Annotated in this window: 25 protein-coding genes and 2 tRNA genes; 16 read left to right on the top strand and 11 right to left on the bottom strand. The window is 54.1% G+C overall.

Annotated elements, in window-relative coordinates:
* The first annotated feature begins 8 nt into the window (after positions 1-8).
* Positions 9-94 (top strand) — tRNA-Leu (locus ACTQ3V_RS01000).
* 406 nt (positions 95-500) lie between these two features.
* Here the strand turns inward: ACTQ3V_RS01000 and ACTQ3V_RS01005 are convergent.
* From ACTQ3V_RS01005 to ACTQ3V_RS01015, 3 genes are all read right to left on the bottom strand, one after another.
* On the bottom strand, positions 501-860 hold the full coding sequence (locus tag ACTQ3V_RS01005) for a hypothetical protein (protein ID WP_441465863.1): 360 nt from the start codon (positions 858-860) through the stop codon (positions 501-503).
* Positions 861-1,345: 485 nt separating this feature from the next.
* Positions 1,346-1,525 carry a hypothetical protein gene (locus ACTQ3V_RS01010; protein ID WP_441465864.1) on the bottom strand — a complete coding sequence of 60 codons (180 nt, stop codon included), beginning with the start codon at positions 1,523-1,525 and terminating at the stop codon, positions 1,346-1,348.
* A 24-nt stretch (positions 1,526-1,549) separates the two neighbouring features.
* On the bottom strand, positions 1,550-1,945 hold the full coding sequence (locus ACTQ3V_RS01015) for a hypothetical protein (protein WP_441465865.1): 396 nt from the start codon (positions 1,943-1,945) through the stop codon (positions 1,550-1,552).
* Positions 1,946-2,342: 397 nt separating this feature from the next.
* Between ACTQ3V_RS01015 and ACTQ3V_RS01020 the strand changes: the two genes are divergently transcribed.
* Together ACTQ3V_RS01020 and ACTQ3V_RS01025 are read left to right on the top strand one after the other, a co-directional pair.
* Positions 2,343-2,711, top strand: coding sequence for a hypothetical protein (locus ACTQ3V_RS01020; RefSeq protein ID WP_441465866.1), 369 nt, complete (start codon positions 2,343-2,345; stop codon positions 2,709-2,711).
* 9 nt (positions 2,712-2,720) lie between these two features.
* Positions 2,721-3,419, top strand: coding sequence for a tyrosine-type recombinase/integrase (locus ACTQ3V_RS01025; RefSeq protein ID WP_441465867.1), 699 nt, complete (start codon positions 2,721-2,723; stop codon positions 3,417-3,419).
* Positions 3,420-3,534: 115 nt separating this feature from the next.
* Here ACTQ3V_RS01025 and ACTQ3V_RS01030 read toward each other — a convergent pair.
* The 4 genes from ACTQ3V_RS01030 to mtaB form a co-directional block, all read right to left on the bottom strand.
* Positions 3,535-3,610: transfer RNA gene (locus ACTQ3V_RS01030), tRNA-Val, on the bottom strand.
* Between the two features lie 40 nt (positions 3,611-3,650).
* The gene (gene efp, locus ACTQ3V_RS01035; protein ID WP_441465868.1) at positions 3,651-4,211 is read right to left on the bottom strand and encodes an elongation factor P; all 561 of its coding nucleotides are present in this window, start codon (positions 4,209-4,211) and stop codon (positions 3,651-3,653) included.
* Between the two features lie 193 nt (positions 4,212-4,404).
* On the bottom strand, positions 4,405-4,569 hold the full coding sequence (locus tag ACTQ3V_RS01040) for a hypothetical protein (protein ID WP_441465869.1): 165 nt from the start codon (positions 4,567-4,569) through the stop codon (positions 4,405-4,407).
* A gap of 69 nt (positions 4,570-4,638) precedes the next feature.
* Complete coding sequence (gene mtaB, locus ACTQ3V_RS01045; protein WP_441465870.1) at positions 4,639-5,919, bottom strand: tRNA (N(6)-L-threonylcarbamoyladenosine(37)-C(2))-methylthiotransferase MtaB; 1,281 nt, start codon at positions 5,917-5,919, stop codon at positions 4,639-4,641.
* 168 nt (positions 5,920-6,087) lie between these two features.
* Between mtaB and ACTQ3V_RS01050 the strand changes: the two genes are divergently transcribed.
* A complete protein-coding gene (locus ACTQ3V_RS01050; protein ID WP_441465871.1) occupies positions 6,088-6,387 on the top strand; it encodes a hypothetical protein in 300 nt (99 codons plus the stop codon).
* Between the two features lie 34 nt (positions 6,388-6,421).
* On the top strand, positions 6,422-7,369 hold the full coding sequence (locus tag ACTQ3V_RS01055; protein ID WP_441465872.1) for a C40 family peptidase: 948 nt from the start codon (positions 6,422-6,424) through the stop codon (positions 7,367-7,369).
* Positions 7,370-7,474: 105 nt separating this feature from the next.
* Here ACTQ3V_RS01055 and ACTQ3V_RS01060 read toward each other — a convergent pair whose 3' ends face one another.
* The 4 genes from ACTQ3V_RS01060 to ACTQ3V_RS01075 form a co-directional block, all read right to left on the bottom strand.
* Positions 7,475-8,038 carry a hypothetical protein gene (locus ACTQ3V_RS01060; protein WP_441465873.1) on the bottom strand — a complete coding sequence of 188 codons (564 nt, stop codon included), beginning with the start codon at positions 8,036-8,038 and terminating at the stop codon, positions 7,475-7,477.
* A 178-nt stretch (positions 8,039-8,216) separates the two neighbouring features.
* Positions 8,217-8,918, bottom strand: a complete 702-nt coding sequence (locus ACTQ3V_RS01065) for a hypothetical protein (RefSeq protein WP_441465874.1) — start codon at positions 8,916-8,918, stop codon at positions 8,217-8,219.
* A 128-nt stretch (positions 8,919-9,046) separates the two neighbouring features.
* On the bottom strand, positions 9,047-10,777 hold the full coding sequence (locus ACTQ3V_RS01070) for an ammonium transporter (protein ID WP_441465875.1): 1,731 nt from the start codon (positions 10,775-10,777) through the stop codon (positions 9,047-9,049).
* A gap of 312 nt (positions 10,778-11,089) precedes the next feature.
* Entirely contained in the window at positions 11,090-13,177 is a 2,088-nt protein-coding gene (locus ACTQ3V_RS01075) for a glutamine synthetase III family protein (protein ID WP_441465876.1), read from the bottom strand.
* Positions 13,178-13,653: 476 nt separating this feature from the next.
* On the opposite strand from ACTQ3V_RS01075, the gene ACTQ3V_RS01080 reads away from it, so the two are divergent.
* The 11 genes from ACTQ3V_RS01080 (at position 13,654) to ACTQ3V_RS01130 (ending at position 25,161) form a co-directional block, all read left to right on the top strand.
* Positions 13,654-14,751 (top strand): class II glutamine amidotransferase, encoded by a 1,098-nt coding sequence (locus ACTQ3V_RS01080; protein WP_441465877.1) that lies wholly within the window; start codon positions 13,654-13,656, stop codon positions 14,749-14,751.
* Complete coding sequence (locus ACTQ3V_RS01085) at positions 14,751-16,256, top strand: glutamate synthase-related protein (protein WP_441465878.1); 1,506 nt, start codon at positions 14,751-14,753, stop codon at positions 16,254-16,256. Before ACTQ3V_RS01080 ends, ACTQ3V_RS01085 begins: the two co-directional genes overlap by 1 nt.
* 12 nt (positions 16,257-16,268) lie before the next feature.
* Complete coding sequence (locus tag ACTQ3V_RS01090; RefSeq protein WP_441465879.1) at positions 16,269-16,697, top strand: 4Fe-4S dicluster domain-containing protein; 429 nt, start codon at positions 16,269-16,271, stop codon at positions 16,695-16,697.
* 5 nt (positions 16,698-16,702) lie between these two features.
* Positions 16,703-17,941: an NAD(P)/FAD-dependent oxidoreductase gene (locus tag ACTQ3V_RS01095; protein WP_441465880.1), complete on the top strand. Its 1,239-nt coding sequence runs from the start codon at positions 16,703-16,705 to the stop codon at positions 17,939-17,941.
* Positions 17,941-18,669 carry a GltB/FmdC/FwdC-like GXGXG domain-containing protein gene (locus ACTQ3V_RS01100; protein WP_441465881.1) on the top strand — a complete coding sequence of 243 codons (729 nt, stop codon included), beginning with the start codon at positions 17,941-17,943 and terminating at the stop codon, positions 18,667-18,669. Before ACTQ3V_RS01095 ends, ACTQ3V_RS01100 begins: the two co-directional genes overlap by 1 nt.
* Before the next feature lie 50 nt (positions 18,670-18,719).
* Entirely contained in the window at positions 18,720-20,039 is a 1,320-nt protein-coding gene (locus ACTQ3V_RS01105; protein ID WP_441465882.1) for a glutamine synthetase family protein, read from the top strand.
* Between the two features lie 39 nt (positions 20,040-20,078).
* The gene (locus tag ACTQ3V_RS01110) at positions 20,079-20,654 is read left to right on the top strand and encodes an ANTAR domain-containing response regulator (protein ID WP_441465883.1); all 576 of its coding nucleotides are present in this window, start codon (positions 20,079-20,081) and stop codon (positions 20,652-20,654) included.
* Positions 20,655-20,834: 180 nt separating this feature from the next.
* A complete protein-coding gene (gene dapF / locus ACTQ3V_RS01115; protein WP_441465884.1) occupies positions 20,835-21,680 on the top strand; it encodes a diaminopimelate epimerase in 846 nt (281 codons plus the stop codon).
* A complete protein-coding gene (gene pyrG / locus ACTQ3V_RS01120) occupies positions 21,677-23,293 on the top strand; it encodes a CTP synthase (protein WP_441465885.1) in 1,617 nt (538 codons plus the stop codon). Before dapF ends, pyrG begins: the two co-directional genes overlap by 4 nt.
* On the top strand, positions 23,280-24,458 hold the full coding sequence (locus ACTQ3V_RS01125; RefSeq protein WP_441465886.1) for an LL-diaminopimelate aminotransferase: 1,179 nt from the start codon (positions 23,280-23,282) through the stop codon (positions 24,456-24,458). Before pyrG ends, ACTQ3V_RS01125 begins: the two co-directional genes overlap by 14 nt.
* A 52-nt stretch (positions 24,459-24,510) precedes the next feature.
* Complete coding sequence (locus ACTQ3V_RS01130; RefSeq protein WP_441465887.1) at positions 24,511-25,161, top strand: ComF family protein; 651 nt, start codon at positions 24,511-24,513, stop codon at positions 25,159-25,161.

Genomic DNA, 25,161 nt, shown 5'->3' on the forward strand with positions numbered 1-25,161 from the left:
TTAAATATGCGGATGTGGCGGAATGGCAGACGCGCTAGCTTCAGGTGCTAGTGTTCGCAAGGACGTGGGGGTTCAAGTCCCCCCATCCGCACCAAGAAAAGTACTGATTTCGAATGAAATTCAGTGCTTTTTCTTTTTGTAAAACCGACAGGTTTAACTTTGGTATCAAAAGCACCTCCCTTTCATTTCTACTTATTCCATCCATAACATACTACGCAGATCATATTTGTCGTCCATCCACTACGACATCAACATATACCGCGTACCTTCGATACAAAATACAATCTTGCACCATTTGGCAAAAACAGCTTTTCGATACACACCTTTCGGCAACCTCTCACCATCATATGTTGGAACAGAAAGATGCTTGCTCTAATCGTCGTGTGCTATCTACAAACTCTTAACGAAAGCGTCGTGCGGTCGGCATGCCCACTTATGCAATCAATTTCGCATTTCAAACAAGCATTTCTGCAATCTGAAGGTAAATTTCGATATGATACTTAGCTACCGAATTCCATCCCATCAATCATTCGATCCATCTCAGGCAAAACTTCTGCGGCCGATGTTCCTTGCACGCCCTGTTCCCTACTAATCTTGGCGTTCAGCAGATCCGCATACAAAGATTGTTCTGAACTGAGGGCCAATGACAACGGAACCGCAAGCCATTTCTCATTGGGCCTGTCAGCGAAAAATTGGCGACCCAGCAGGTTTTCGGCAAGATGCTGAGGATTCTTGGCCTGTCTGGTACAACCGTGGTTATTGCATTTCACAGTAGACTGTATATCTCCAGCCAGACAGGTACGCAGAGTTCTCTTGTCATTGACGCCGATCCTCCAAGCCGGCTTCTCCCATCCGCTCAAAGCGAAGCCACCTATTAATAGCTTATTCGGTATTCCAACGCCATCTCGCCGTAGTTTTTCCCGCAGATCTGCATTCTCTAACAATCCGGATGCGTTCTTCTATCGCGGTTTCCCGCCCCTGCTTCATGCAGCTTCCGCCTCCTGACCGTGTTACAGAATGAGCATTTTACACCTAAATTCATCTTCAAAGCTAGTTTTGCTTTCTAACATGACATTTTACACATTTCGATTTGGCTTTCCCTCACAGGATAAGTAATCTTCCACGTCTTGCTGCTTGCGTTCCGGACTGCACACACGATTCTTTTGCGTCAAGAAAATTCTTCTGCTCCATGTGCTTCGTAATTGTACACCCATTGCCTTATTGTTTCTCTCAAGGAACTTCCTTGATGAGCCGCATCTCGATTGCAGAGTTCACACCCGATATCCCGTGCAATTCCCAATAAAATACTGCCGAGCAGATAGCAAAAACCCTATGTAGCACATCCTTATACCGACTTGATAGCATCCTTCATTGCTGAGAGAACCTCTTTAGAGGAATAGCGCCGTCCAGTAAGTAGCGCTTCTTGCTCTGCCTGTTGGAGCTTGCAATATACTTCGCTGTCAAAAAGTTTTTCGCCCATTGTGATATGTTTTTTCAAAGTTTCTTTGTTGATAAAGTCATCCATTTTTAATATCTCCCTTCTTTTTTATCACCAAAACAACCTATAGCCCCCATCCGCAAAGTTCGATGTCCGCTGCAGAGGCTGCATAATGGTTGGCTGGAATATGCTACTTTCCGGATCGTCACAGATCAGAGCATACAGGAAGTCCGTAGTAGTCGTATTGTTCCGAATACATGTTGCCCCCAATTTTGAACGACTGAATGTTTTGCTCTCCAATGTTTTCAGGACACGAGTCGCCAGCCATTCTTCCAGCTTCAGGCCAACATCGGCGCAGAGTGCGCTCTCAAGGTAGCCGCCAACTTCCTTTTCGAAGGCCCACTGATAAAACGGTATAGCAACATTCTTTGTAAAACCCAACTGAAGTGTTTGTTTTACGCTGCAATCGCCCAGCGACGAAGCGCATTCTCCTTTTTCGTTAGTCATAGCATTACTTTTTGTTAAGTGCCAGCTTACAATAGATAGCAAGGTATATGTGCTCAGTCAGCTTCATGCAATACAATTTGACAAAGCCTGGCGCACGGGTATTGTGGGGACGTTCACGAGATAGAAAAGCCCCCCTGCATCTACATCAGATGCAGAGCCTTCTTTCCCTATTATACTATACGCTTTTCGGCGAATGTGCTCTTGGATATCTGAAATTGTTTCAGCCTTGATAAGGCTTGGCGAGTTGAATGAAATGATTTGGAACATTTCGACAACAAGCTTCGCACGCAGAGCAGATACGAATTGAAACGTTACCGAGCCGAGTATTCAAAAAGTAAACGCTCTATGATAGGATAATTGTGCTATCAAGCGCTTTATTCTTACAATACGTTGAGCAATGGGCAAGTACTTGGTATTATACATACAAACAACCTCTCATCGGTATCAAACAGCAAAAAATATAGATGCTATTTTACGCTTACCCATTCTTCTCGCTATTGGTCATATGAAAATTGATAGCGTGAAAAGCTATCATCTCCAATATTTTCTTAATACACAAGCTGGCAAATCCAATTCTCAACTCCAAAAAATCAGAGGCGTTATAACCCAAATATTTGAACGCACTGAATTAGACCGCATCAATAACCACACACCGGCCAGAAAACTTTTTCTACCAAAAGGAACCGAAAAAACCGCGCGATCAATCAAAGAGGTAGAGCGTTTGGCTTTATACAAAGCGATTGAAACCCATAGAGGAAAAATATAGGTTCTTTTCATGCTGCGATGTAGGCTAAGACGAGGAGAAACCATTCCCCTTAGATGGAAGGACATGGACTTTGAGAATAAAATTTTATCTGTCAACAAAGTCATTGCGTATGATGAGGACATTCCTAAGGCTAAATCAACAAGAACCGAGAGCAGTATTAGGCATGTACCCCTCCCGCCAGATTTTTTGCAGCTATTGAAAGAGCGTAAGCAGCTTCGTCATGAGGATGCTAACAACCAGAACGGAAGAATGTTGGATCAAACACAGGTTCGTAGGTTGCAGACGAGCATTCAACGCCAATGCGACATTGCTCTGAGAGCCGAAACCTCCAACCATGGCAAGGTAACTTCGTATGTTCTTGATCAGGACATTACTCCGCATTATCTCCGACACACTTACTGTACGGATTTGCGACGGCAAGGGGCTGCGTTAAGAGAGGCTCAGGCTTTAATGGGCATGGGGACATCAGAACGACAGCCAACATCTACGACCGCTTCGATCTTAATGGTGCCATTGCTACCGAAAAGCGAATCTATGCTCTTTGCGATAAAGAGGTTTCATGATTTTTGTAGATTCGGGCCTCAAAACCAGCAGCGCATAATTCATAAATTTATATATGAAAGTTCATGTATTGTTCCACCCATTTTCGATCCATTTCTGAAGCATCTTCGTCAATCGTTTCCACATCTATTGCACACAATCCGATAAAATACAGCAATATTTCCTGTTATTTACAGCTTAAGACCTGAAACATTATTACCGACAATGTTAGCAAAATCAATCAAAAAAAAGCAAAAACCATCCCTTTTGGGATGGTTTTTAATGGTGGACATTGACGGGTTCGAACCGCCGACCTTCCGCACGTCAAGCGGATGCTCTTCCAGCTGAGCTAAATGTCCATAGTTCGGACGATGTCTGCCATCGTCCGGATAAATCGTCTTACTTCTTGCAACGCTCCAGATACTCACCAGTGCGGGTATCAATCTTAATACGCTCACCCTGCTCGATGAACAGCGGAACCTGAACGGTCGCGCCCGTCTCAACAGTTGCAGGCTTGAGGGTATTGGTTGCCGTGTTACCCTTGAAACCGGGATCAGTCTCGGTAATCTCGAGTTCTACAAAGAGCGGTGCCTCAACCGCATAGACATTGCCCTTGTAAGAGCAAACCTTGCAGTTCTCATTTTCCTTCACAAAACGGAAATCGTCACCGAGCGTATCCTTGCTAATCGGAATCTGCTCATAAGTCTCGTTATCCATGAAGTAGTACAGATCGCCTTCATTATAAAGGTACTGCATGTCACGGCGTTCTACAAAGGCCGCCTCGTATTTATCCGTTGGATTGAAGGAACGCTCCGTTACAGCGCCAGTGATGACATTCTTCATCTTTACGCGAACGAACGCAGCACCCTTGCCCGGTTTTACGTGCTGAAACTCAATGACCTGCAGCACCTGACCGTCCATTTCAAAAGTTGTGCCGTTACGAAATTCGCCTGCCAGCATATCGGTATTCCTCCATAGTGATTTATCCTCAATTTGACTGTCTCTCAAACAGTGCTTGTTTATTCTACCGCAAATTTCTTCTTTTTGCAAGAGGTAATTATAATTTTCTTGAAATTTTTTTGCGAGCACGGAAAAAGGCGGCGCAGACATGGCCGCGCCGCCTTTACATCCACTTCGGAAATATGTGGCTCAATCAGCAGCAGCAATTATTGCCGCACGTGCAGCAGCCGTTATCCGAACCGCAACCGCAGCCACAGCCGTTGCCATTGCCCTGCTCACAGCAGATCCAGATCAGAATGATGACAACGATGATCCACCACCAGTTATTCTCGCCGAAAATAGAGTTAGAAGAGCACATAAGGAATTTCCTCCTATCAAAGATTTCACTTCATACTATGGAGCAACTCCTTATGTGGTGACAGATTCGCTAAAGGATTTTTCCACGCAGTCCGTCGCGATGCAAATGCTCCAGCTGCACAGAGACCGGCCCGTTTTTTTCAATCCGTTCCTCTTCTTCTATATATACCGGAAACCCATATGTGCCATGCGCCGCCCAAAATTTTCCCGTGTGATGCTCGGGCAGCACAGTCAGTTCTTTTCCAACAAAACTGCGGCGATATGCTTCGCTCAACCGCAGCGCCACTGCCTTGGCCCGCTCCGCGCGCACCGCCTTCTCCTGCGAAGAAAGCTGCCCCGGCAAAGACGCAGCGCGTGTGCCCTCTCGCACGGAAAACGGGAACACATGCACCGCCGCAAACGCACAGTGCTCAAGAAACGCCAATGTTGTCTCGAACTCTTCCTCGGTTTCCCCCGGAAATCCTACAATCAAATCGGTTGCGATGGAAGCATCGGGCACTGCCGCGCGAATTTTCTCCACCGCCTGATAATATTCCTCTGCCGTGTATTTCCTGCCCATCCGCTGCAGCACGCTATCGCAGCCACTTTGCAAAGACAGATGAAAGTGCCGCGCGAGATTCGGTAAACCCATCAGGCGGCTGCAAAAATCCGCATCAACTACGCGCGGGTCGAGCGAACCGAGCCGAAACCGTATCCCCGGATGCGCCGGCAGCAAATCGCAAAGCAAGTCCGTCAACGAAACAGCAGGCTGCAAATCCCGTCCATACGACGCAATCTCGATACCCGTCAGCACAATTTCGTGCACACCCTGCTGTTCCAGCCGCGCCGCCTCCTGCGCCGCCTGCGCGGGCGGTAGAGAACGCACTCGCCCACGCGCATATGGAATAATACAATAGGTGCAGAAATTATTGCATCCATCCTCAATCTTGAGCAGTGCCCGCGTCCGGCCCCGCGGAACACCGGCCGGCAGCACTTCATAGCTTCCTCGCTCCGGCGCACGGCAGGATACCGCTCGACCCTCCACAACCGCTTCGCACAGCGCAAGCGCCTCCGCGCGGTTTCCCGTTCCGCAGACGAGATCAATCTCCCCTGTTGCGCGCACGCGCTCCGGGTCGGTCTGCGCAAAGCAGCCGCAGGCCGCAATCACTGCCCGCGGATTATCCTTACGCAGCCGATGAAAAGCACGAATATTTTTATGATCGGACACCGATGTGACCGTACAGGTGTTGATGATGACCGCATCCGCATCCCTGTCCACAATCTCGTGTCCACGCGCCTGCGCCAGCTGCTCAAGCGCCTGTGTTTCAAACAGATTAACCTTGCACCCCAAGGTGAAAAAAGCAAACTTCATGAAAGACCCTACCAAATTGTTGTATTTGCCGCCCTATTGTATCACAAAATAGCAGCTTTTCCAACCAAATTTTAATTCCTATTTGACAAACGACGGCAGCCATGCTATACTGTTTCCATAATGTAACTTTGAGATGTAACCGTTTTGTAACTATAAGGAGTGCACAAAATGTCTACCACCGCCAAGAAGAAAGAGCTTCTGGAATATAAAGGCCATCCGCTGATGCGTAAAGAAAACATCATTTATTACGGCTCGATGCGTGATTCCCACATCATTATGATGCAGATTTTGGACGCCGGCGAGGTCAAGGGACTATCGGTCGCCAAGCGCGTTTCCGTTCAGTTGCAGCAGACCAATCCCAATGTGCGAATCAAGGATCGTATTGTGAAAAAGACGGAGAAAAGCAGCCTGTGGGCCGCCATGGACATCGCCTCCATCTGGCTCGGCCGCGCACTGAACAACAAGTAAACCACAGTTCGCTTAAAAAAACGGAGGCTTATCCATGAAATTAACAAAGAAATTCTTCCGCATCGCTGTCACCGGCATGCTTGCCGTATCCATGCTTCTTCCCAACTCGCTTGCAATGTATCAGGCGAAGGTGAAAGCGGATGCGTTGTATCTGCGTGAATCCCCCGGCGGTGAGGTTATCACCACCCTGTCGCAGGACACCGTTGTGGCCGTCCTGAACAACAGCAACAGCTGGTATAAGGTCGTTGCCAACGGCAAGGAAGGCTACGTCAGCGGCGAATATCTGACCGGCACAACCGCCACCGATTTTTCGCTTGGCAAGGCAAAAGTCGTCTGCGACACCACCGTAAACTTCCGTTCCCAGCCGAGCACCTCTTCCAGCGTGCTCGCTTCTTTCAGAAATGGCACGATTGTCGATGTGACCGGCGTGCAAAGCAACTGGTTTAAGGTTACATACAGCGGCAAAACCGGTTATGTACACCCGGATTATATCAGCTTCTCCGGCGTACAGAGCACAAATACCAATGCTGACAGTTCAGCTTCCAATACGGCCAACACTTCTGAAACCATCGCACCTTCTACCACCGTGGTGTCCTATACCGGCACCAGCGAGAAACGCGCAGAGGTTTTGGATTATGCCGCTCAGTTCCTCGGCATCCCCTATGTATATGGCGGCAGCACGCCGAGCGGCTTTGATTGCTCCGGCTTCACCTCTTACGTTTTTGCCAACACAGTTGGCTCTATTCCGCGTGTTGCGCAGTCCCAGTTTGACGCCACCACACGCGTAGCGCTGGAGGAACTTGAACCGGGCGACTTGGTATTCTTTGGCAGCAGCGCCTCTTCCATCAGCCACGTGGGTATCTATGTCGGCGACGATACGTTTATCCACTCCCCGCATACCGGTGAGGTTGTCAAGTATGAACCGCTTTCCGGCAACTATCTGACCCGTTTCCAGGGCGGCGGCCGCGTTATCATTGATTAAAAAGGGACAACCCTATGTTTTTAAACGGCATGGCTCAATCGGCCATGCCGTTTTTCGATTTGTATGCAGGCGTAAATGTATCTACTCCTCCGTTTTTCTCCTTTGTTACGCCGTTAACCGCAATGCACCATCCGTCCACTCTAACTTTTCCGGTACCAAATCAGCTTTTCCCAAGTACGCATTGATGGAAGCCGCCACCTGATCGGTCAACGCTGTGACCAGTTCCGCCGGTACAGAAATCCCGCCGATTTCCGCATTTTGACATTGCAGAGTTATCTTCCCCTCTGCCACCGCAGCCGTCCATGACCCATACATGCGACATTCCTCCGGCAGAAACAGCAGCGCGGTGCGAAGCCCCCCCGGTACCAGCCCGCTATCCTGCAAATCCTGCTTGCTCACCAATATCACTACGGAAATCGTTTCATCCGCTCCAATCTGCGCTGTGATTTCCCGCACCGGTATTGGCAGAGCCTGTTTCATCAGCTCGCATAAATCCGTTTCCCGCAATTCCATTCCCGTCTCCTCCTGCTCCGGTAAAGTCAGACCGTCCGCTTCCGGCGAAGCATCCTGCTCCGGATGACCCAGCAGCATTCTGCCAATCATCAGCAGGCACAGCAGCATGCACACACCCAAAATAATTGTATAGACATGGCTTTTTTCTTCCTGCATCCCAGTCCGCCCCCTTCCTACACGCTCATTCTATGCGCTGAGCGTCGTGCTTATGTATCTGCATACCTTTATACCCTTTGACATTGGGCCAGCACCGATAGACCTCTGATACCTGCAATACAAAAAGGGCGCTCCTTTCGGAGCGTCCCTTTTTCGTTTGGTGAGATCGCCGCTTGCATCAGCCGCCGCACTTGCTGCCGCAGCCGCAGCCGCCCGCATTGCTATTGCCGCTGCCGCAGCCACAGCCGTTCGAGCCACCGCTCAGCGTACCGCACAGATTATCGCCACATTCCTGCTTGGGCGGGAAGAATTCGTCAATCGGGAATTCAAAGTTTGCGAAAATCTCGCAGGGATCCTGCTCACCGCCTACGCCGCTGTTCGAGCAGTCACGGCGCGGCAGGCAGATGTCATACGCCGGCATAAGCAGCTGGATATCGCGCTCCAGACGGATGATGGAAAACTGGCCGAGCGTAACGAACAGCTGATATCCGTCGTTATCCAATACCAGATTGTCTCCGCCGAAGCAGGCGCAAATCGGGCGCGGTACCTCATGCAGTGCGCAGCAGCAGCAGTTGCACGAAGTCTCGGGCGCAACCACGCGCGCGTCCAGCACGATGGGGTCAACCACCTCGACTACAGCAGTCGGCTTATTGCTGTCGGGCGCCAGCTGAACATCCATACCGTCTTCCACATAGCGAGAGGAGAAGATACGGGCGCCGCCTTCGCCGCCGAAGAGTACCACGCGCTTGTCAAATACGGCCAAGCCGTCGATAATGCGCGGACGGCCAACCACGCAGCTGACCTCGCACTCGATGCGATAGAAGAAGCGAATGTCAACCGTATAGCAGCCACGGTTAAACGGCTGCAGAGGATACCACATCCGTTTTTCTTCTTATTTCAACCAAATGCCACCACATCTCACGCCATTATACGGCAAAAGCCGCCCGATTGGGCGGCTTTTCCACTGTGATTGTAGCTTTTCAGGCAGGATAAAGTTGCCCAAGCCGTTTATTCGTCATCCTGCAGCGCGTCAAAGCCCTCCACACCAGTGCGCACCTTGATGACGTTTTCCACATCATAAACAAAGATTTTACCGTCGCCGATGTGACCGGTGTACAGCACCTTCTTGACCGTCTCCACTACGGTTTCCACCGGTATCTTAGACACAACGACTTCCATCTTGATTTTCGGCAGCAGCGTCATATCCACCTCTGCGCCGCGGTAATACTCCGCTGCACCTTTCTGCACGCCGCAGCCGATAACATTGGTTACCGTCATGCCGGAAACACCGATTGCGCCCAGTGCTTCCTTGAGCACCTCAAACTTGGACTGCTTGGTAACAATAACAATTTTGGTCAACTTGTGATCGCTGCCCTCGGTAGTCACCTTGGTGACGGGAACTGCCTTCTCCACGGCAACCGGAATGGTATCCAACATAGATGCTGCCTTCTCTGCTGCCTTGGTGCCCAGCACATTCGGCACCACCGGCATAAAGTCCGCATACGCCGAGGACAGGCCATGCTCAGGCTTATCTAGGCCCATGATTTCTTCTGCCTCAGAAACACGCAGACCGATGGTGTGCTTGATAACCTGGAATACAATCGTCATCGTGATGACAACCCACGCAATGACCGCTACCATACCGAGTGCCTGAATAGCAAGCGCATGCACACCGCCGCCGTAGAACAGACCGACCGGCGCAATTTGCGTGCTGCCGTAAGCATAGTAACCAAAGAGGCCAACCATTAACGTACCGGTCGCGCCGCACAAGCCATGTACGCCAACCGCACCAACCGGATCATCCACCTTGAGCTTCTGGTCGACAAATTCGATACCAAATACTACAACAAAGCCTGCGATAATACCGATAACCGCTGCGCCAAAGGGTGTAACTGTGTCACAGCCCGCCGTAATGGCAACCAGACCGGCCAGAGAACCGTTCAGTGTCATGGAAACATCCGGCTTCTTGTAGCGAATCCATGTAATGCACATCACCGTCACGGTCGCAACCGCAGCCGCCATGTTGGTAGTCACAAAGACACGGGCTGCAACCTCTGCGCCCTCACCGGACAGAGCAACCGTCGAGCCGCCGTTAAAGCCGAACCAGCAGAACCACAGGATGAATACGCCCAGTGCGCCCAGCGTCAGCGAATGACCGGGAATCGCACGCGCCTTTCCGTCCTTGGTGTACTTACCGATGCGTGGCCCGAGGATGGACGCGCCAATGAGCGCCGCGACGCCGCCGACCATGTGCACCGCCGTGGAACCGGCGAAGTCATGAAAGCCCAGCTCAGCCAGCCAGCCGCCGCCCCAGATCCAGTGACCGGAAATCGGATAAACGACAGCCGAAATGATCATAGAGTAAATGCAGTAAGCTGAAAACTTGGTACGCTCCGCCATCGAACCGGAGACAATCGTCGCAGCCGTCGCACAGAACACGGTCTGAAAAATGAGCGTGGTCCAGTTGTATCCTTCGCCTACAACGCCGTCGGCCAGAAAATCAAAGCCACCAAAAAAGCCGTTCATCGAACCGAACATGATGCCAAAGCCCACCAGCCAGAAAATCGGCGTTCCGAGACTGAAGTCCATCAGGTTTTTCATGATGATGTTGCCCGCATTTTTCGCGCGGGTAAAGCCGGTTTCCACCATTGCAAAGCCTGCCTGCATGAAAAATACGAGTGCTGCTGCTATCAGTGTCCAGCCGACGTCCATCGAGGTTGCAAGTGCCGTGAAATCCATTGATAAAACCCCCTAAAAATTAAAATGGCGTGCATCCCCTGCCGCCCTTTGGGGCAAACAGAAAACACACGCCATTGTGTACGAAGATAGATGTATACAAGTATGCAGAACTTATTTCCGCGCGCTGCGCAGATTTGACGGGAAAGAACGGGTTATCGTTCTTTCCATACAAAACCGCGACACGCGCGTGGTTTTGTATACTTCTGGCTGTGAAAAGTTTCGTTCATCGGAACTTTTCGCAGCCTTATGTCCTGTTCGAGCCGTTAGGCCCCGCAGAACATCCTCATTTGCAGCTGTTGCTCAAACGAAGTCTCAAACGTAAAACAGAATGTCCGAATAGGTCGGGAACGGCCAGTACTTCTTGCCCACCAGCATTTCCAGCTGATCAGCCGGTGCGCGAACCGCATCCATTGCGGGCAGAATGGTGTTATGATAGTAATTGGCCAACGTCTCTGCGTCCGCATCCGGCGCTTGCTCTACCGCCGCATCGAGTGCAAGGCCCTTGGTGTACAGTTCCTCGGTCAGAGCAGACACGCGGCCCAGCAGATCGGCTTCCATGCCGCCCGCAACACCGGCTTCTTTCTTGTTCTTGACCGTCTTGGCCAGATCGCTCTGGTATGCCACACAAGCCGGCAGAATCTCCTCGCGCACCATGTCGCTCATGGTCAGCGCCTCGATGTGCAGGGTCTTGTAGTATTCCTCGAGCAACGCTTCCTCACGGGATTCCATCTCCACGCGGCTGTACACACCGTGACGGATAAATAGATCAACATTAGCCTCATCCGTATAGTGCGGCAGCGCGTCCACTGTGGACTTGAGGTTGTGCAGGCCACGTGCCTCTGCCTCAGCTACCCAAGCGTCGTCATAACCGTTACCATTGAAGATGATGCGCTTATGCGCCTTGATTTCACGCTTGATGAGTGCAATCAGTGCAGTCTGGAAGTCATCCGCCTTCTCCAGTTCATCTGCGAACAGGCGGAGCTCCTCGGCTACCGCCGTGTTAATCATGATGTTCGGGCAAGCGATGTTAATCGCAGACCCCAGCATACGGAACTCAAACTTATTGCCGGTGAAGGCAAAGGGCGAGGTACGGTTGCGGTCGGTCGTGTCTTTGGGGATATCCGGCAGAACGGAAACACCCAGATCCATCTTGGTCTTTGCCATGTCGGTGTAGTCCTCACCGGACTCAATCGCATCGAGAATCGCCTGCAATTCGTCGCCAATGAACATGGAAACGATAGCCGGAGGCGCTTCATTCGCGCCCAGACGATGGTCGTTGCCCGCAGAGGCAACCGAAATACGAAGCAGATCCTGATATTCGTCCACTGCCTTGATAACCGCGGTCAGGAAAAGCAGGAACTGAGCATTCTCGCTCGGGGTCTTGCCCGGCTCGAGCAGATTTTCCCCGTCATCGGTGGAAATCGACCAGTTGTTGTGCTTACCCGAACCGTTGACGCCGTCAAACGGCTTTTCGTGCATCAAGCAGATGAAGCCGTGCTTCTGTGCCACACGCTTCATGACCTCCATGGTAAGCTGGTTGTGGTCGGTTGCGATATTCGTAGTGGTGAATACCGGTGCCATCTCGTGCTGAGCAGGCGCAACCTCGTTGTGCTTGGTCTTGGCAAAGATGCCGAGCTTCCACAGTTCCTCATCCAACTCCTGCATGAACGCGGCAACACGCGGGCGGATGGAGCCGAAGTAGTGGTCCTCCATCTCCTGACCCTTAGGCGGCTTTGCGCCGAACAGCGTGCGGCCGGTAAAAATCAGATCCTTACGCTGTGCATAGTCCTTTTTGTCAATGAGGAAATACTCTTGCTCCGGGCCGACTGTCGTGGCCACACGGCGAACATTCTTGCCAAACAGTTTGAGCACACGGCATGCCTGCGTGCTGATGGCTTCCATCGAGCGCAGCAGCGGCGTCTTTTTGTCGAGGATTTCGCCTGTGTAAGAGCAGAACGCAGTCGGAATGTAGAGCGAACCGTCCTTAACGAACGCATAGCTGGTCGGGTCCCACGCGGTGTAGCCGCGGGCCTCGAAGGTCGCGCGCAGGCCGCCGGACGGGAACGAAGAGGCATCCGGCTCACCCTTAATCAGCTCTTTGCCGGAAAACTCCATCATTACGCTGCCGTCATCCGTGGGGGAAATAAAGGAATCGTGCTTTTCCGCCGTCACGCCGGTCATGGGCTGGAACCAGTGGGTGTAGTGCGTTGCGCCCTTGGACACCGCCCAGTCCTTCATCGCCGTTGCCACTACCGCAGCAACGTCGGCATCAATAGCCGTACCTTCCCGCATGGTTTTCTTCAGCTTTCTGTAAACGTCCTTGGGCAGACGTTCCTTCATCACGGTCTCGTTAAAGACCATGCTGCCGAACAACTCCGGAACATTCTTTGATGTGTTCATGAATGGTTCGCTCCTTTGTATGTGAATTTGTTACCCAACGAATGGAATATAACAAAACAGGCGCTGCGGGTCGTGTTCCCACAGCGCCTTTGCTGTTTACACTTTGCATTATAGCGGGCAGTCCCTCCTTTGTCAAGGTCTCCGAACCTTCTTTTTCGCTGAAACAGACGATTTGATGCAACCTTCTGAAAAACTGTAGAAATCGCGGTGCTCATTCTATGCAAATTGCGAAAAAATCATGATTTCCACCGTTTTCCCGCTTGACGCTGTCCCCTGTTTTGCTATACAATAGGGGCGGACAAAGGCGTCCACGATAACCGGAGATCAAAAAGGCGGTCTCCGGTTATCGTGGACGCCTTTTTTATATCGTATCCTGACCCCCGCCCGGCAGCGGTTTCCTGAATGAAAGCGCGCCGGCAACCGGCCTCCCCGCAGCGGGACGCCCTGCAACGCGCATATATAAAGGAGGAAGCACCATGTTGCAAAAAGAAGGCAAAATCCGTATTCCCGCCGGCTGTGCGATCTCCGGCATCTTTCACAAAGACGGCACACGGGAGAACGGCACGCGCATCATCGACTCCATCCGCACCATGCACGACCGTTCCAATGGTCTGGGCGGCGGCTTCGCCGGCTACGGCATTTATCCCGAGTATGCAGACTTCTATGCGTTCCATGTATTCTATGATACACAGAATGCCAAGGAAGAATGTGAAAAAGAACTGGAGCGACACTTCGACATCGTCAATCTTTCCAAGATTCCGACGCGCCGGCACCCCCGCATCACCGATGAGCCGATGATCTGGCGCTACTTCGTCACCCCCCTGCACACCAAACTCACGTCCAGCCAACTTGACGAGCGCGAATTCGTCGCCCGCTTCGTCATCCGCATCAACCACACGCTGGACGGCGCTTACATCTTCTCTTCCGGCAAGAACATGGGTGTATTCAAGGCATCCGGCTTCCCGGAAGATGTTGGCGAATACTATCGTTTGGAGGAATACGAGGCCTACTCGTGGACCTGCCACGGCCGCTATCCGACCAACACCCCCGGCTGGTGGGGCGGCGCGCATCCGTTTGCGCTGCTGGACACCACGGTGGTACATAACGGAGAGATTTCCTCTTACGATGCAAACCGCCGCTTTATTGAAATGTTCGGCTACTCCTGCGACCTGCTGACCGACACCGAGGTTATCACCTACATCGTCGATTATCTCGGCCGCAAGCTCGGGCTGACGCTCGAAGAGATCAGCCGCGTCATCGCCGCACCGTTCTGGTCTACCATTGAAAAGCAGGAGCCGGCTGAACGCGAGCGACTGACCTATTTGCGCAACGCATTCGCCTCTCTGATGGTCACCGGCCCGTTCTCCATTCTGGTCGGCTACGAAGGCGGCCTGATGGCGCTCAACGACCGCCTCAAGCTGCGCAGCATGGTGGTCGGTGAAAAGGACGAAACCGTTTATATTGCCTCGGAAGAGTGTGCCATCCGCGTGATTGCGCCCGAGCTTGACCGGGTTTGGGCACCGCGCGGCGGCGAGGCTGTCATTGTGAGCTTAAACAACGGAGGGAAGCAGTAATGGCTATTGATTTTCTGTATCCGCAGTACGAGGTCGTGCGCAATTACGACCGCTGCATCGCCTGCCGTGCCTGCGAGCGGCAGTGTGCCAACGAAGTGCATTTTTACGATCCGGAATTTGAAAAAATGATGGTGGGTGAGAGCAAATGCGTCAACTGCCACCGGTGCGTCTCGCTCTGCCCGACGCGCGCATTAAAAATTGTCAAAACCGACCACACCTTCAAGGAAAATGCCAACTGGACGGGCAAGGCCATTTCCGAGGTTTACCGTCAGGCGGGTTCGGGCGGCGTGCTGCTGTCCTCCATGGGTAACCCGGAGCCGTACCCGATCTACTGGGATAAAATCCTTATCAACGCCTCACAGGTTACCAATCCCTCCATTGACCCGTTGCGCGAGCCAATGGAAACCAAAACCTTCCTCGGCAAAAAGCCGGGCAAGATTGCGCGCGACGAAAACGGCCGTCTGGTTCCTAATCTGTCCCCGCAGCTTGAGCTGAATGTGCCGATTATGTTCTCCGCGATGAGCTACGGCTCGATTTCCTACAATGCGCATGAGTCTCTCGCCCGCGCCGCCTGCGCGCTGGGTACCTACTACAACACCGGTGAGGGTGGCCTGCATCAGGATTTCTATCAGTACGGCCCGCACACCATCGTGCAGGTTGCATCCGGCCGCTTCGGCGTGCACAAGGACTATCTGGAAGCAGGCGCGGCCATCGAGATTAAGATGGGTCAGGGCGCAAAGCCCGGTATTGGCGGTCACCTGCCCGGCCACAAGGTTGGCCCGGACATCTCCAAGACTCGTATGATCCCGGAGGGCACGGACGCCATCTCCCCCGCCCCGCACCATGACATCTATTCCATTGAAGATCTGCGGCAGCTCGTATTCTCTCTTAAGGAAGCGACTGAATACAAAAAGCCAGTTATGGTCAAGATTGCGGCCGTACATAATGTAGCCGCCATCGCTTCGGGCGTTGCCCGCTCAGGCGCGGACGTTATCTGCATCGACGGCTACCGTGGCGGCACCGGCGCAGCACCGACCCGCATCCGTGACAACGTCGGCATCCCGATCGAGCTGGCACTTGCTGCGGTTGACCAGCGTCTGCGCGACGAGGGCATCCGTGATCAGGTTTCCGTGGTTGTAGGCGGCTCCATCCGCAACTCGGCCGACCTTTTGAAGGCCATCGCGCTCGGCGCAGACGCCTGCTACATCGCCACCTCCGCCCTGCTTGCGCTCGGCTGCCATTTGTGCCGCTCCTGTCAGGAAGGCAAGTGCAACTGGGGCATTGCGACTCAGCGCCCCGAGCTGGTCAAACGCCTCAATCCGGACATCGGCTCTCAGCGTCTCATCAATCTGGTCACCGCATGGGATCATGAACTCAAAGAAATGATGGGCGGCATGGGCATCAACTCGATTGAAGCGCTGCGCGGCAACCGACTGATGCTGCGCGGCCTGGGCCTGACCCAGAAGGAGCTTGACATCCTCGGTATCAAGCACGCAGGCGAATAAGGAGGAAAGACGATGAAACGGGTTTATGTTAACGAAAAATGGTGCCTCGGCTGCCATTTGTGTGAGTATTATTGCGCCTTTGCCAACTCCGGCAAGTCCTCGATGGTCAAGGCGCTCAAAGACCATAAAATTGCGCCGCGTATCCGCATTGAAGAACGCAATAACATTTCCTTTGCGGTCAACTGCCGCCACTGCACCGACCCGCTGTGTGTCAAGGGCTGCATTTCGGGCGCGTTGACCATCGTGGACGGCGCGGTGCATATCGACTCGGACAAGTGCGTCGGCTGCTACACCTGCATCCTGTCCTGTCCGTACGGCGCGCTGTCTACCTCCAACGAAGGCGCCATTCAGAAGTGCGAGCTATGCGCCAAGAACGAGTTTGGCCAGCCTCTATGCGTACAGGGCTGCCCGAACAAGGCTATTGTGTACGAGGAGAGGTGAAACGCATGAATTACGTGATTATTGGCAACGGCACCGCCGCAGTTGGCACGATTGAGGGTATCCGCGCCGTCGATCCCACCGGCCCCATCACGGTCATCTCGGATGAGATTTATCCGGTGTACGGCCGTCCGCTTATCTCCTATTTGCTGCTCGGCAAAACGACCGAGGACAAAATGCTGCACTACCGTCCGGCTGATTTTTACGAGAAAAACGGTGTTAAAACCATGCTCGGCTGCACCGTCACAAAAATCGACCCTGCGGCAAAGGCCGTTATGCTCGAGGGCGGAGAAACCGTGCCGTATGACAAGCTGTGCATCTGCACCGGCTCACGTCCGTTCGTCCCGCCCATGGAAGGCTTGGATACTGTGCAGAACAAAACCAGCTTTATGACGCTGGACGATGCCAAGCGGCTGGGTGCGATGCTGGGCGACGCAAACGACAAGCGCGTACTCATCATCGGTGCGGGCCTTATCGGCCTGAAATGTGCCGAAGGCATCTACCAGCGTGTCAAGGAATTGACCGTCATCGACCTTGCGCCCCGTATCCTCCCCAACGTGCTGACCGAGGTGCCCGCCTCTATCATCCAAAAGCACATCGAAACCAAGGGTGTGCACTTCATTCTTGGGAACAGCGTTGCCCGCTTTGACGGCGACACCGCCACCCTGCAAAGTGGCGGCACGATTAATTTTGATGTGCTGGTCATTGCGGTCGGCGTGCGGCCGAACACCGAACTGGCAGCGAACGCAGGCTGTGAAGTAAACCGTGGCATCCTGATCGACGACCGCTCCGCCACCACCGTGCCAGACATTTACGCGGCTGGCGACTGCACGGTATCGCATGACATCACCGCGGACACCGACCGTATTCTCGCTATCCTGCCCAATGCCTATATGCAGGGCGAAACCGCAGGCCGCAACATGGCGGGCGGCAAAACGTCCTTTGACAAGGCTGTCCCCATGAACGCATCCGGCTTTATGGGTCTGCATATGATTACTGCCGGCTCTTACGACGGCGAAACCTATCTCGAACAGGACGACGAACATTACAAGCTGCTGGTGACGCGGGACAATCATCTGGTCGGCTTCATTATGATTGGCGACGTGGACCGCGCGGGCATCTACACCTCTCTTATCCGCGAGCGCACCCCGCTGGACACCATCGACTTTGACCTCATCCGCGAAAAGCCGCAGCTGATGGCATTCTCCCGCGCCGAACGCGCGAAAAAGTTAGGAGGCGCACACTGATGACTACTGTACAGGCAAACCTTACCTATTATCAGCAGCTTAACGAGCAGATTCGTGCGATTGACGATACTGACATCACAGTGGAAAACGTGATCGGACAGCGATATATCGGCTGTGGCTCGGCAGACCGCACCATCACCATCCACGGCACGCCCGGCAACGGTCTGGGCCAGTACCTGAGCGGCTCAACCATTGAGGTGTTCGGCAACGCACAGGAAGCAGTCGGCGACACCATGAATCAGGGCGACATCATTATCCATGGCAACGTGGGCGACGCCTGCGGCTACGGCATGCGCGGCGGCCGCATCTTCATCCAAGGCGACTGCGGCTACCGCGGCGGTATCCATATGAAAGCCTATGAGCAGCATTTCCCCGTCATCGTCATCGGCGGCAAAGCCGGCTCGTTCCTCGGCGAATATCAAGCCGGCGGTCTGATTCTAGTGCTGGGCCTCGGGCAGGACGGCGCCTATCCCGCAGGAAATTTCTGTGGCACCGGTATGCACGGCGGCAAAATTGTGTTAAGATGTGATAAGGCCCCTGCCGGTCTGCCGCGTCAGGTGCTGGTCAGCCCGGCATCGCAGGAGGATCTCGACGGCATCGCGCCGTATATTGAGGACTATTGCCGCCATTTCGGCGGCGATGCCGCTGCCCTGCTCGGTCAGCAATATTATGTGCTGTCCCCCAATCCGGAGGCCGGTTACCACCAGCTTTATACCTATGAATCCTGATTTTGCGCCTCATTGGCATATCATACTTTTCAGAGAGGAGCGCGGCTCTTATGGATACCACCATGCACGAAGTCATACAATTTATAGAGGAGAATGACGTTAAATTCATCCGTCTGGCCTTTTGCGACATCTTCGGCAACCAGAAAAACATTGCCATCATGCCCACCGAGCTGACCCGTGCGTTTGAACACGGCATCCACTTCAATGCGTCCTCGCTGCGCGGCTTCCTCAACGTGGACGCCTCCGACCTGCTGCTGTTCCCCGACCCGGCAACGCTGTCCGTGCTGCCGTGGCGGCCCGCACAGGGACGCGTGGTGCGCTTCTACTGCGATATCCGGTATCCGGATGGTACTCCCTTCGAGGGAGACGGCCGCCGCCTGCTTCGTGAGGCGAGCCGCCGCGCCCGTCAGTCGGGTTTTTCCATCACGATGGGTACGGCAAGCGAATTTTACCTGTTTGAACTGGATGAAAACGGGCATCCCACCATCATACCGCACGACCACGGCGAATATTTCGACGTGGCCCCGCTGGATAAAGCGGAAAATGTGCGCCGCCAAATCTGCCTGACGCTCGAGGAAATGAATATCCAGCCGGAATCTTCGCATCATGAGCAGGGCCCCGGACAGCACGAAATCGACTTCCGCTATGCGGAAGCGCTTGAGGCAGCGGACAATTTTGTCACCTTCAAATGGGTGGTCAAATCCATGGCGGCGTCGAGCGGCCTGTACGCCTCGTTTCTGCCAAAGCCACTGCCCAGCATCCCCGGCAGTGGCCTGCACCTGTCCATTTCCATCATGCGGAACGGAGAAAACCTGTTCCATCCGGACTTTGACCAAAACCAAGCCGGCCGCAGCTTTGTCGCAGGCATTTTGCAGCACGCGGCGGAAATGACCATATTCGGCAACCCGCTGACCAACTCATTCCAGCGACTGGGCGAGTTTGAAGCGCCCAAGTATATCACATGGTCACATCAGAACCGCTCGCCGCTGATTGCCATTCCGCTGGCAAACGGCAAACTGGCCAATCGCATGAAGGTGCGCTCGTTCGACGGCTGCATCAATCCCTATATCGTTTTTGCCCTGCTTATCCATGCGGGGCTGGACGGCATCGAACAGCAACTCCCCCTTGCTCCCGCGTGCAACGAAAACCTGTTCACCGCCTCGGACGCAGTGCGCGCCCAGTATCAGGCGCTGCCCGGTTCGCTGTGTGAAGCCATCCGCTGCGCACAGGACAGCCCCTTTATCGCCCGTCACCTGCCGACAAAGACACGCGAAGCGTTTTTCGCCGCCAAGCAGGTTGAGCATGACCGCATCGCGCTGGCGGACGACCGCTTTTCCGCTGAACGCGCGCTGTATTTCGAGCGCTACTGATTCCACTCCCATCCTTACCCGAAAGGAGGGAAACGCTGCTTGGAACGCATCATGATCGTTTCCGCCACGCAAAAATCCCATGCCATGCTGACACAATTTCTCACTTCCTGCGGTGTGCAGGCAAAAACCGTTGCGGTTTCTTCCGGTTCGGAGGCCCGTCGCGCACTGGTGGACGGCGACTTTGACCTGATTCTGGTCAATACGCCGCTGCCGGATGAATTCGGCCACGAGCTGGCGCAAACCGCTGCGTGCGACACGCTTGCAGGCGTTATCCTGCTCGCGAAAGCAGAGGTGGCCGACAGCGTTGCCGAAAAAGTAGAGGACGACGGCGTGTTTGTCGTGCCCAAACCGCTCTCGCGCACGCTGTTTTTGCAGGCGCTGCGCATGACGCGCGCTGCACGTTCCCGCCTGACCGGTCTGCGCAGGGAAAACCGCCGTTTGCAGCAGCACATCGAGGATATCCGTCTGGTTGACCGCGCGAAATGTCTGCTGATTGAATGTTGCTCGATGAGTGAGCCTGAGGCGCATGCCTATATCGAACAGCAGGCCATGAATCAGCGGTGTACCAAACGGCAAATTGCGGAGCATATTATTTCCGGCGGCATGCCGGAATGAGCCGCTTTTGTGCGATACCGCCCAAACTATCCGTCCCGCTGCGACAAATTTTTTCCCCTTTTTTTGAAATGGATAGAGAAATTCCCGACGGATTATGATATACTAAATGGTGTATGAGCTATGGCTTGCTGATTGGCCTGCTTATATACCATTTTTTGTTTTATCAAGGAGGGAGCCCGCTTGAAGCTGTCCTTCACCAAGATGCACGGCTGCGGCAACAACTACATTTATTTCAACTGTTTTGACCAGACGGTATCCGATCCTGCGTCGCTCTCCGTCCGGCTGAGTGAGCCGCACTTCGGCATCGGCGGCGACGGCATCATCCTGATTTCCCCTTCGGACAAGGCGGACGCGCAGATGCGCATTTTCAACGCTGACGGGTCGGAGGGCAAAATGTGCGGCAACGGTATTCGCTGCGTCGGCAAATATCTGTACGACAACGGCATGACTGACGGACGCACCACCATTACGGTCGACACGCTTTCGGGCGTAAAAACACTTGAGCTGACCGTCAAAGACGGCAAAATGGTTTCCGCCCGCGTGGATATGGGCGCGGCCATCTTGAAGCCTGCCGACATTCCGGTTGACCTGGAGGGCGACACGGTCATCGGCGCGCCGCTGGTCGTCGATGAAAAAGTGTATCATGTCACCTGCGTCTCCATGGGCAACCCACACTGTGTGATTTTCCTCGATGAGGATATCGACGGGCTGGATCTTGAGCGGATCGGCCCCAAATTTGAACACCACACGCTGTTCCCGGAGCGCGTCAACACGGAGTTTGTCAATGTCCTGCCGGACGGCACGCTCAAAATGCGCGTGTGGGAGCGCGGCTCGGGAGAGACCTGGGCCTGCGGCACGGGTGCCTGCGCAGTGGGTGTGGCCGCAGTGCTGACCGGACGCGCACAGAAAGGCGAGGATATCACCGTACATTTGCGCGGCGGTGACCTGACCGTGCGCTACACCGACCAGACCGTGTTCATGACGGGCGCGGCAACGACCGTATTTAAGGGGGAAATCGAGTTATGACAAAATATATCTTTGTGACCGGCGGCGTTGTCTCCGGTCTGGGCAAGGGCATCACGGCCGCGTCGCTCGGCCGTCTGCTTAAAAGCCGTGGCCTGAAGATTGCCGCGCAAAAGCTGGATCCGTATATCAACGTTGATCCCGGCACCATGAGTCCGTTCCAGCACGGCGAAGTATATGTTACGGATGACGGCGCGGAAACCGACCTCGACCTTGGCCACTATGAGCGCTTCATCGACGAGGACCTTAATAAGTTCTCCAACCTGACCACCGGCAAGGTATACTGGAACGTTCTGAACAAAGAGCGCGCGGGCGAGTATCTGGGCGAAACCGTGCAGGTAATCCCGCATATCACCAACGAAATTAAATCGTTTATTTACTCGGTTGGTAAAAAGACCTCGGCGGACGTGGTCATCACTGAGATCGGCGGCACGACCGGCGATATCGAGTCCCAGCCGTTCCTTGAAGCCATCCGTCAGGTGGCGACCGAGGTTGGCCGCCGCAATTGCCTGTTCATTCATGTCACGCTTGTGCCGTTTATCTCCGGCTCGAACGAACCGAAAAGCAAGCCCACCCAGCACTCGGTCAAGGAACTGCGTGGCCTGGGTATTTCCCCGGACATCATCGTCGCGCGCGTCGATCAGCCGCTGGACGACGACATCAAACGCAAAATTTCTCTGTTCTGCACCGTGCAGGAGGACTGTGTCATCGAAAACCGCACGTTGCCCGTGCTATATCAGGCACCCATGATGCTTGAGGAGAGCCACCTGTCCGATATCGTCTGCCGTGAACTTGCCATCGGCGCGCCCAAGGGCGACATGAGCGAATGGGTTGAAATGCTCGAGCGCATCGCCTCCCGTAAGGATCATGTGAAGATTGCGTTAGTCGGCAAATATGTCAAGCTGCATGACGCATACCTCTCGGTTGCGGAGGCGCTGCAGCACGGCGGCTATGAGACCGGTTGCTTTGTTGACATCGACTGGGTCGATTCCGAAGAGATCAACGATTCGACCGCGGACAAGCTGCTCGGCGAGGTCGACGGCATCATCCTGCCCGGCGGCTTCGGTCCGCGCGGCATTGAGGGCATGATCTGCGCGGCGAACTATGCACGCACGCAGGGTATCCCCTACTTCGGCATCTGCCTCGGCATGCAGATTGCGGTCATGAGCTATGCGCGCAATGTGCTTGGCTTTGAGGACGCAAACTCGTCCGAGTTCGATCAGGATTCCACCCATCCGGTCATCGACCTGATGGAAAGCCAGCAGGGCGTTTCCAAAAAGGGTGGCACGATGCGTCTGGGCGCATATCCGTGCAAAATCCGTCCGGATACCATCATGGCTTCGGCCTACGGCGCGGAGATGATCTCCGAGCGTCACCGTCATCGCTATGAATTCAACAACAGCTTCCGTGAGCAGATCGAAAGCCACGGCATGCAAATCACCGGCACCTCCCCCACGGGCGAGCTGGTGGAAACCGTCGAAATTCCGAACCATCCGTTCTACATCGGCGTGCAGTTCCACCCTGAGTTTAAATCCCGTCCCAATCGCGCGCATCCGCTGTTTAAGGCGTTTGTCGCAGCATCGCTGAAAAGGAGCAAAGAACATGCAGATCAATAAGCACTATGACGATCTGGAGCAGAGCTATCTGTTCTCCACGATTGCACGTAAGGTAAACGAATATTCCGCCGCGCACCCGGAAGCGGATATCATCCGTCTGGGCATTGGCGACGTCACCCGTCCGCTCGTGCCTGCTGTTATCGACGCACTGCACGCGGCGGTCGAGGATCAGGCCAAGCAGGAAACCTTCCACGGCTATGGCGATGAACAGGGCTACGGCTTCCTGCACGAAGCTCTTGTAGGCTACTACAAGACCCACTGTGTTGCGCTCGACACCAGCGAAATTTTCATTTCGGACGGCGCTAAGAGCGACCTTGGCAACATCCTTGACATCTTCGGCGCGGACAATACCGTCCTGATTCCTGATCCGGTTTATCCGGTATACGTGGACACCAACGTTATGGCGGGCCGTAAGGTTGTATTCATGAATGCAACTGAGGAAAACGGCTTCCTGCCGCTGCCGGACGCTTCTGTTCAGGCGGATATTATCTATCTCTGCTCTCCCAATAACCCGACCGGCGCAGCATACGACCGCGCGGGCCTCAAGGCTTGGGTGGATTACGCCAACGCACAGAAAGCGGTCATCCTGTATGACGCGGCGTATGAGTGTTTCATTGAGGACGAGAATCTGCCCCGCTCCATTTATGAAATCGAGGGTGCAAAGACCTGCGCCATCGAGTTCTGCTCGTTCTCCAAGATGGCCGGTTTCACCGGCACACGCTGCGGCTGGACGGTTGTCCCGCAGGCACTGATGGACGGCAAGCTGAATAAGATGTGGCTGCGCCGCCAGACCACCAAGTTTAACGGCGTTCCCTACATCGTGCAGAAGGGCGCAGCAGCCTGCTTCACCGAAGAAGGTATGAAGCAGATCAAGGAAACCCTCGGCTACTACAAGCAGAATGCCAAGGTGCTCTCCGAGACGCTCGATTCGCTCGGTATCTGGTACACCGGCGGCAAGTCCAGCCCGTATCTGTGGCTCAAGTGTCCGAACGGTATGGGTTCGTGGGAGTTCTTCGACTATCTGCTCGAAAACGCCAACGTGGTTGGTACACCGGGCGCCGGCTTCGGTAAAAACGGTGACGGCTTCTTCCGCCTGACTGCCTTCGGCGACCAGAAGCGCACGCTCGAAGCGGCGGAACGCCTGAAAAAGCTGCTTTCCAAGTAAAATCAAAGGGCTGTCCGTCGGACAGCCCTTTGGTCATGCAGGAGGAATCCACATGGGAGTTCTATTTACCAAACATTGCGTACTGTGCGGTGAAATGCTGCCCGCCGCCGGGACAGGCAAAGCCATGCTGTGTCCTCCCTGCGCGGCTGAGGTGCGGCAGCGCTACCGCTGCACGGAAGCAATCCATATTACGGGCGCAACGGACACTGTGGCCGCGCTGTACTACACCGGCAAAGTCAAGCAGGCAATGCAGCGGTTCAAATTCCAGCACAAGCAGCACTATGCGGACTGGTTTGCTGCGCAGATGCTGCCTCTGTTGACCGAGCGGCTGGACACATGGAAGCCCGACCTTGTCACCTTCATGCCGATTGGCTGGCTGCGGAGACGAGAGCGCGGCTACAATCAGGCGGAACTGTTGGCAAAAGCTGTAGCGGAACCGCTTGGCCTCCCCTGTCGAGCGACGCTGCGCAAGCGTGCGTTCACACCTAAGCAATCCGCGCAAAAGGATGCGGCTGCACGACAGCAAAATGCCGAACGGGCACTGCTGCCGCGGGAAAGCGCCGAGACGCGCGGCAAATCCGTTGTGCTGATAGACGACATTGTCACCACAGGCGCAACGGCGGCGGCTGCGGTCAAGCTGCTGCGCGAAATGGGAGCCGCAAAGATTTTTGTGCTGGCTGCGGCGTATACACCCGGAAAATAG

The organism is Candidatus Agathobaculum pullicola (assembly GCF_052117205.1).
Taxonomy (GTDB): Bacteria; Bacillota; Clostridia; order Oscillospirales; family Butyricicoccaceae; genus Agathobaculum; species Agathobaculum pullicola.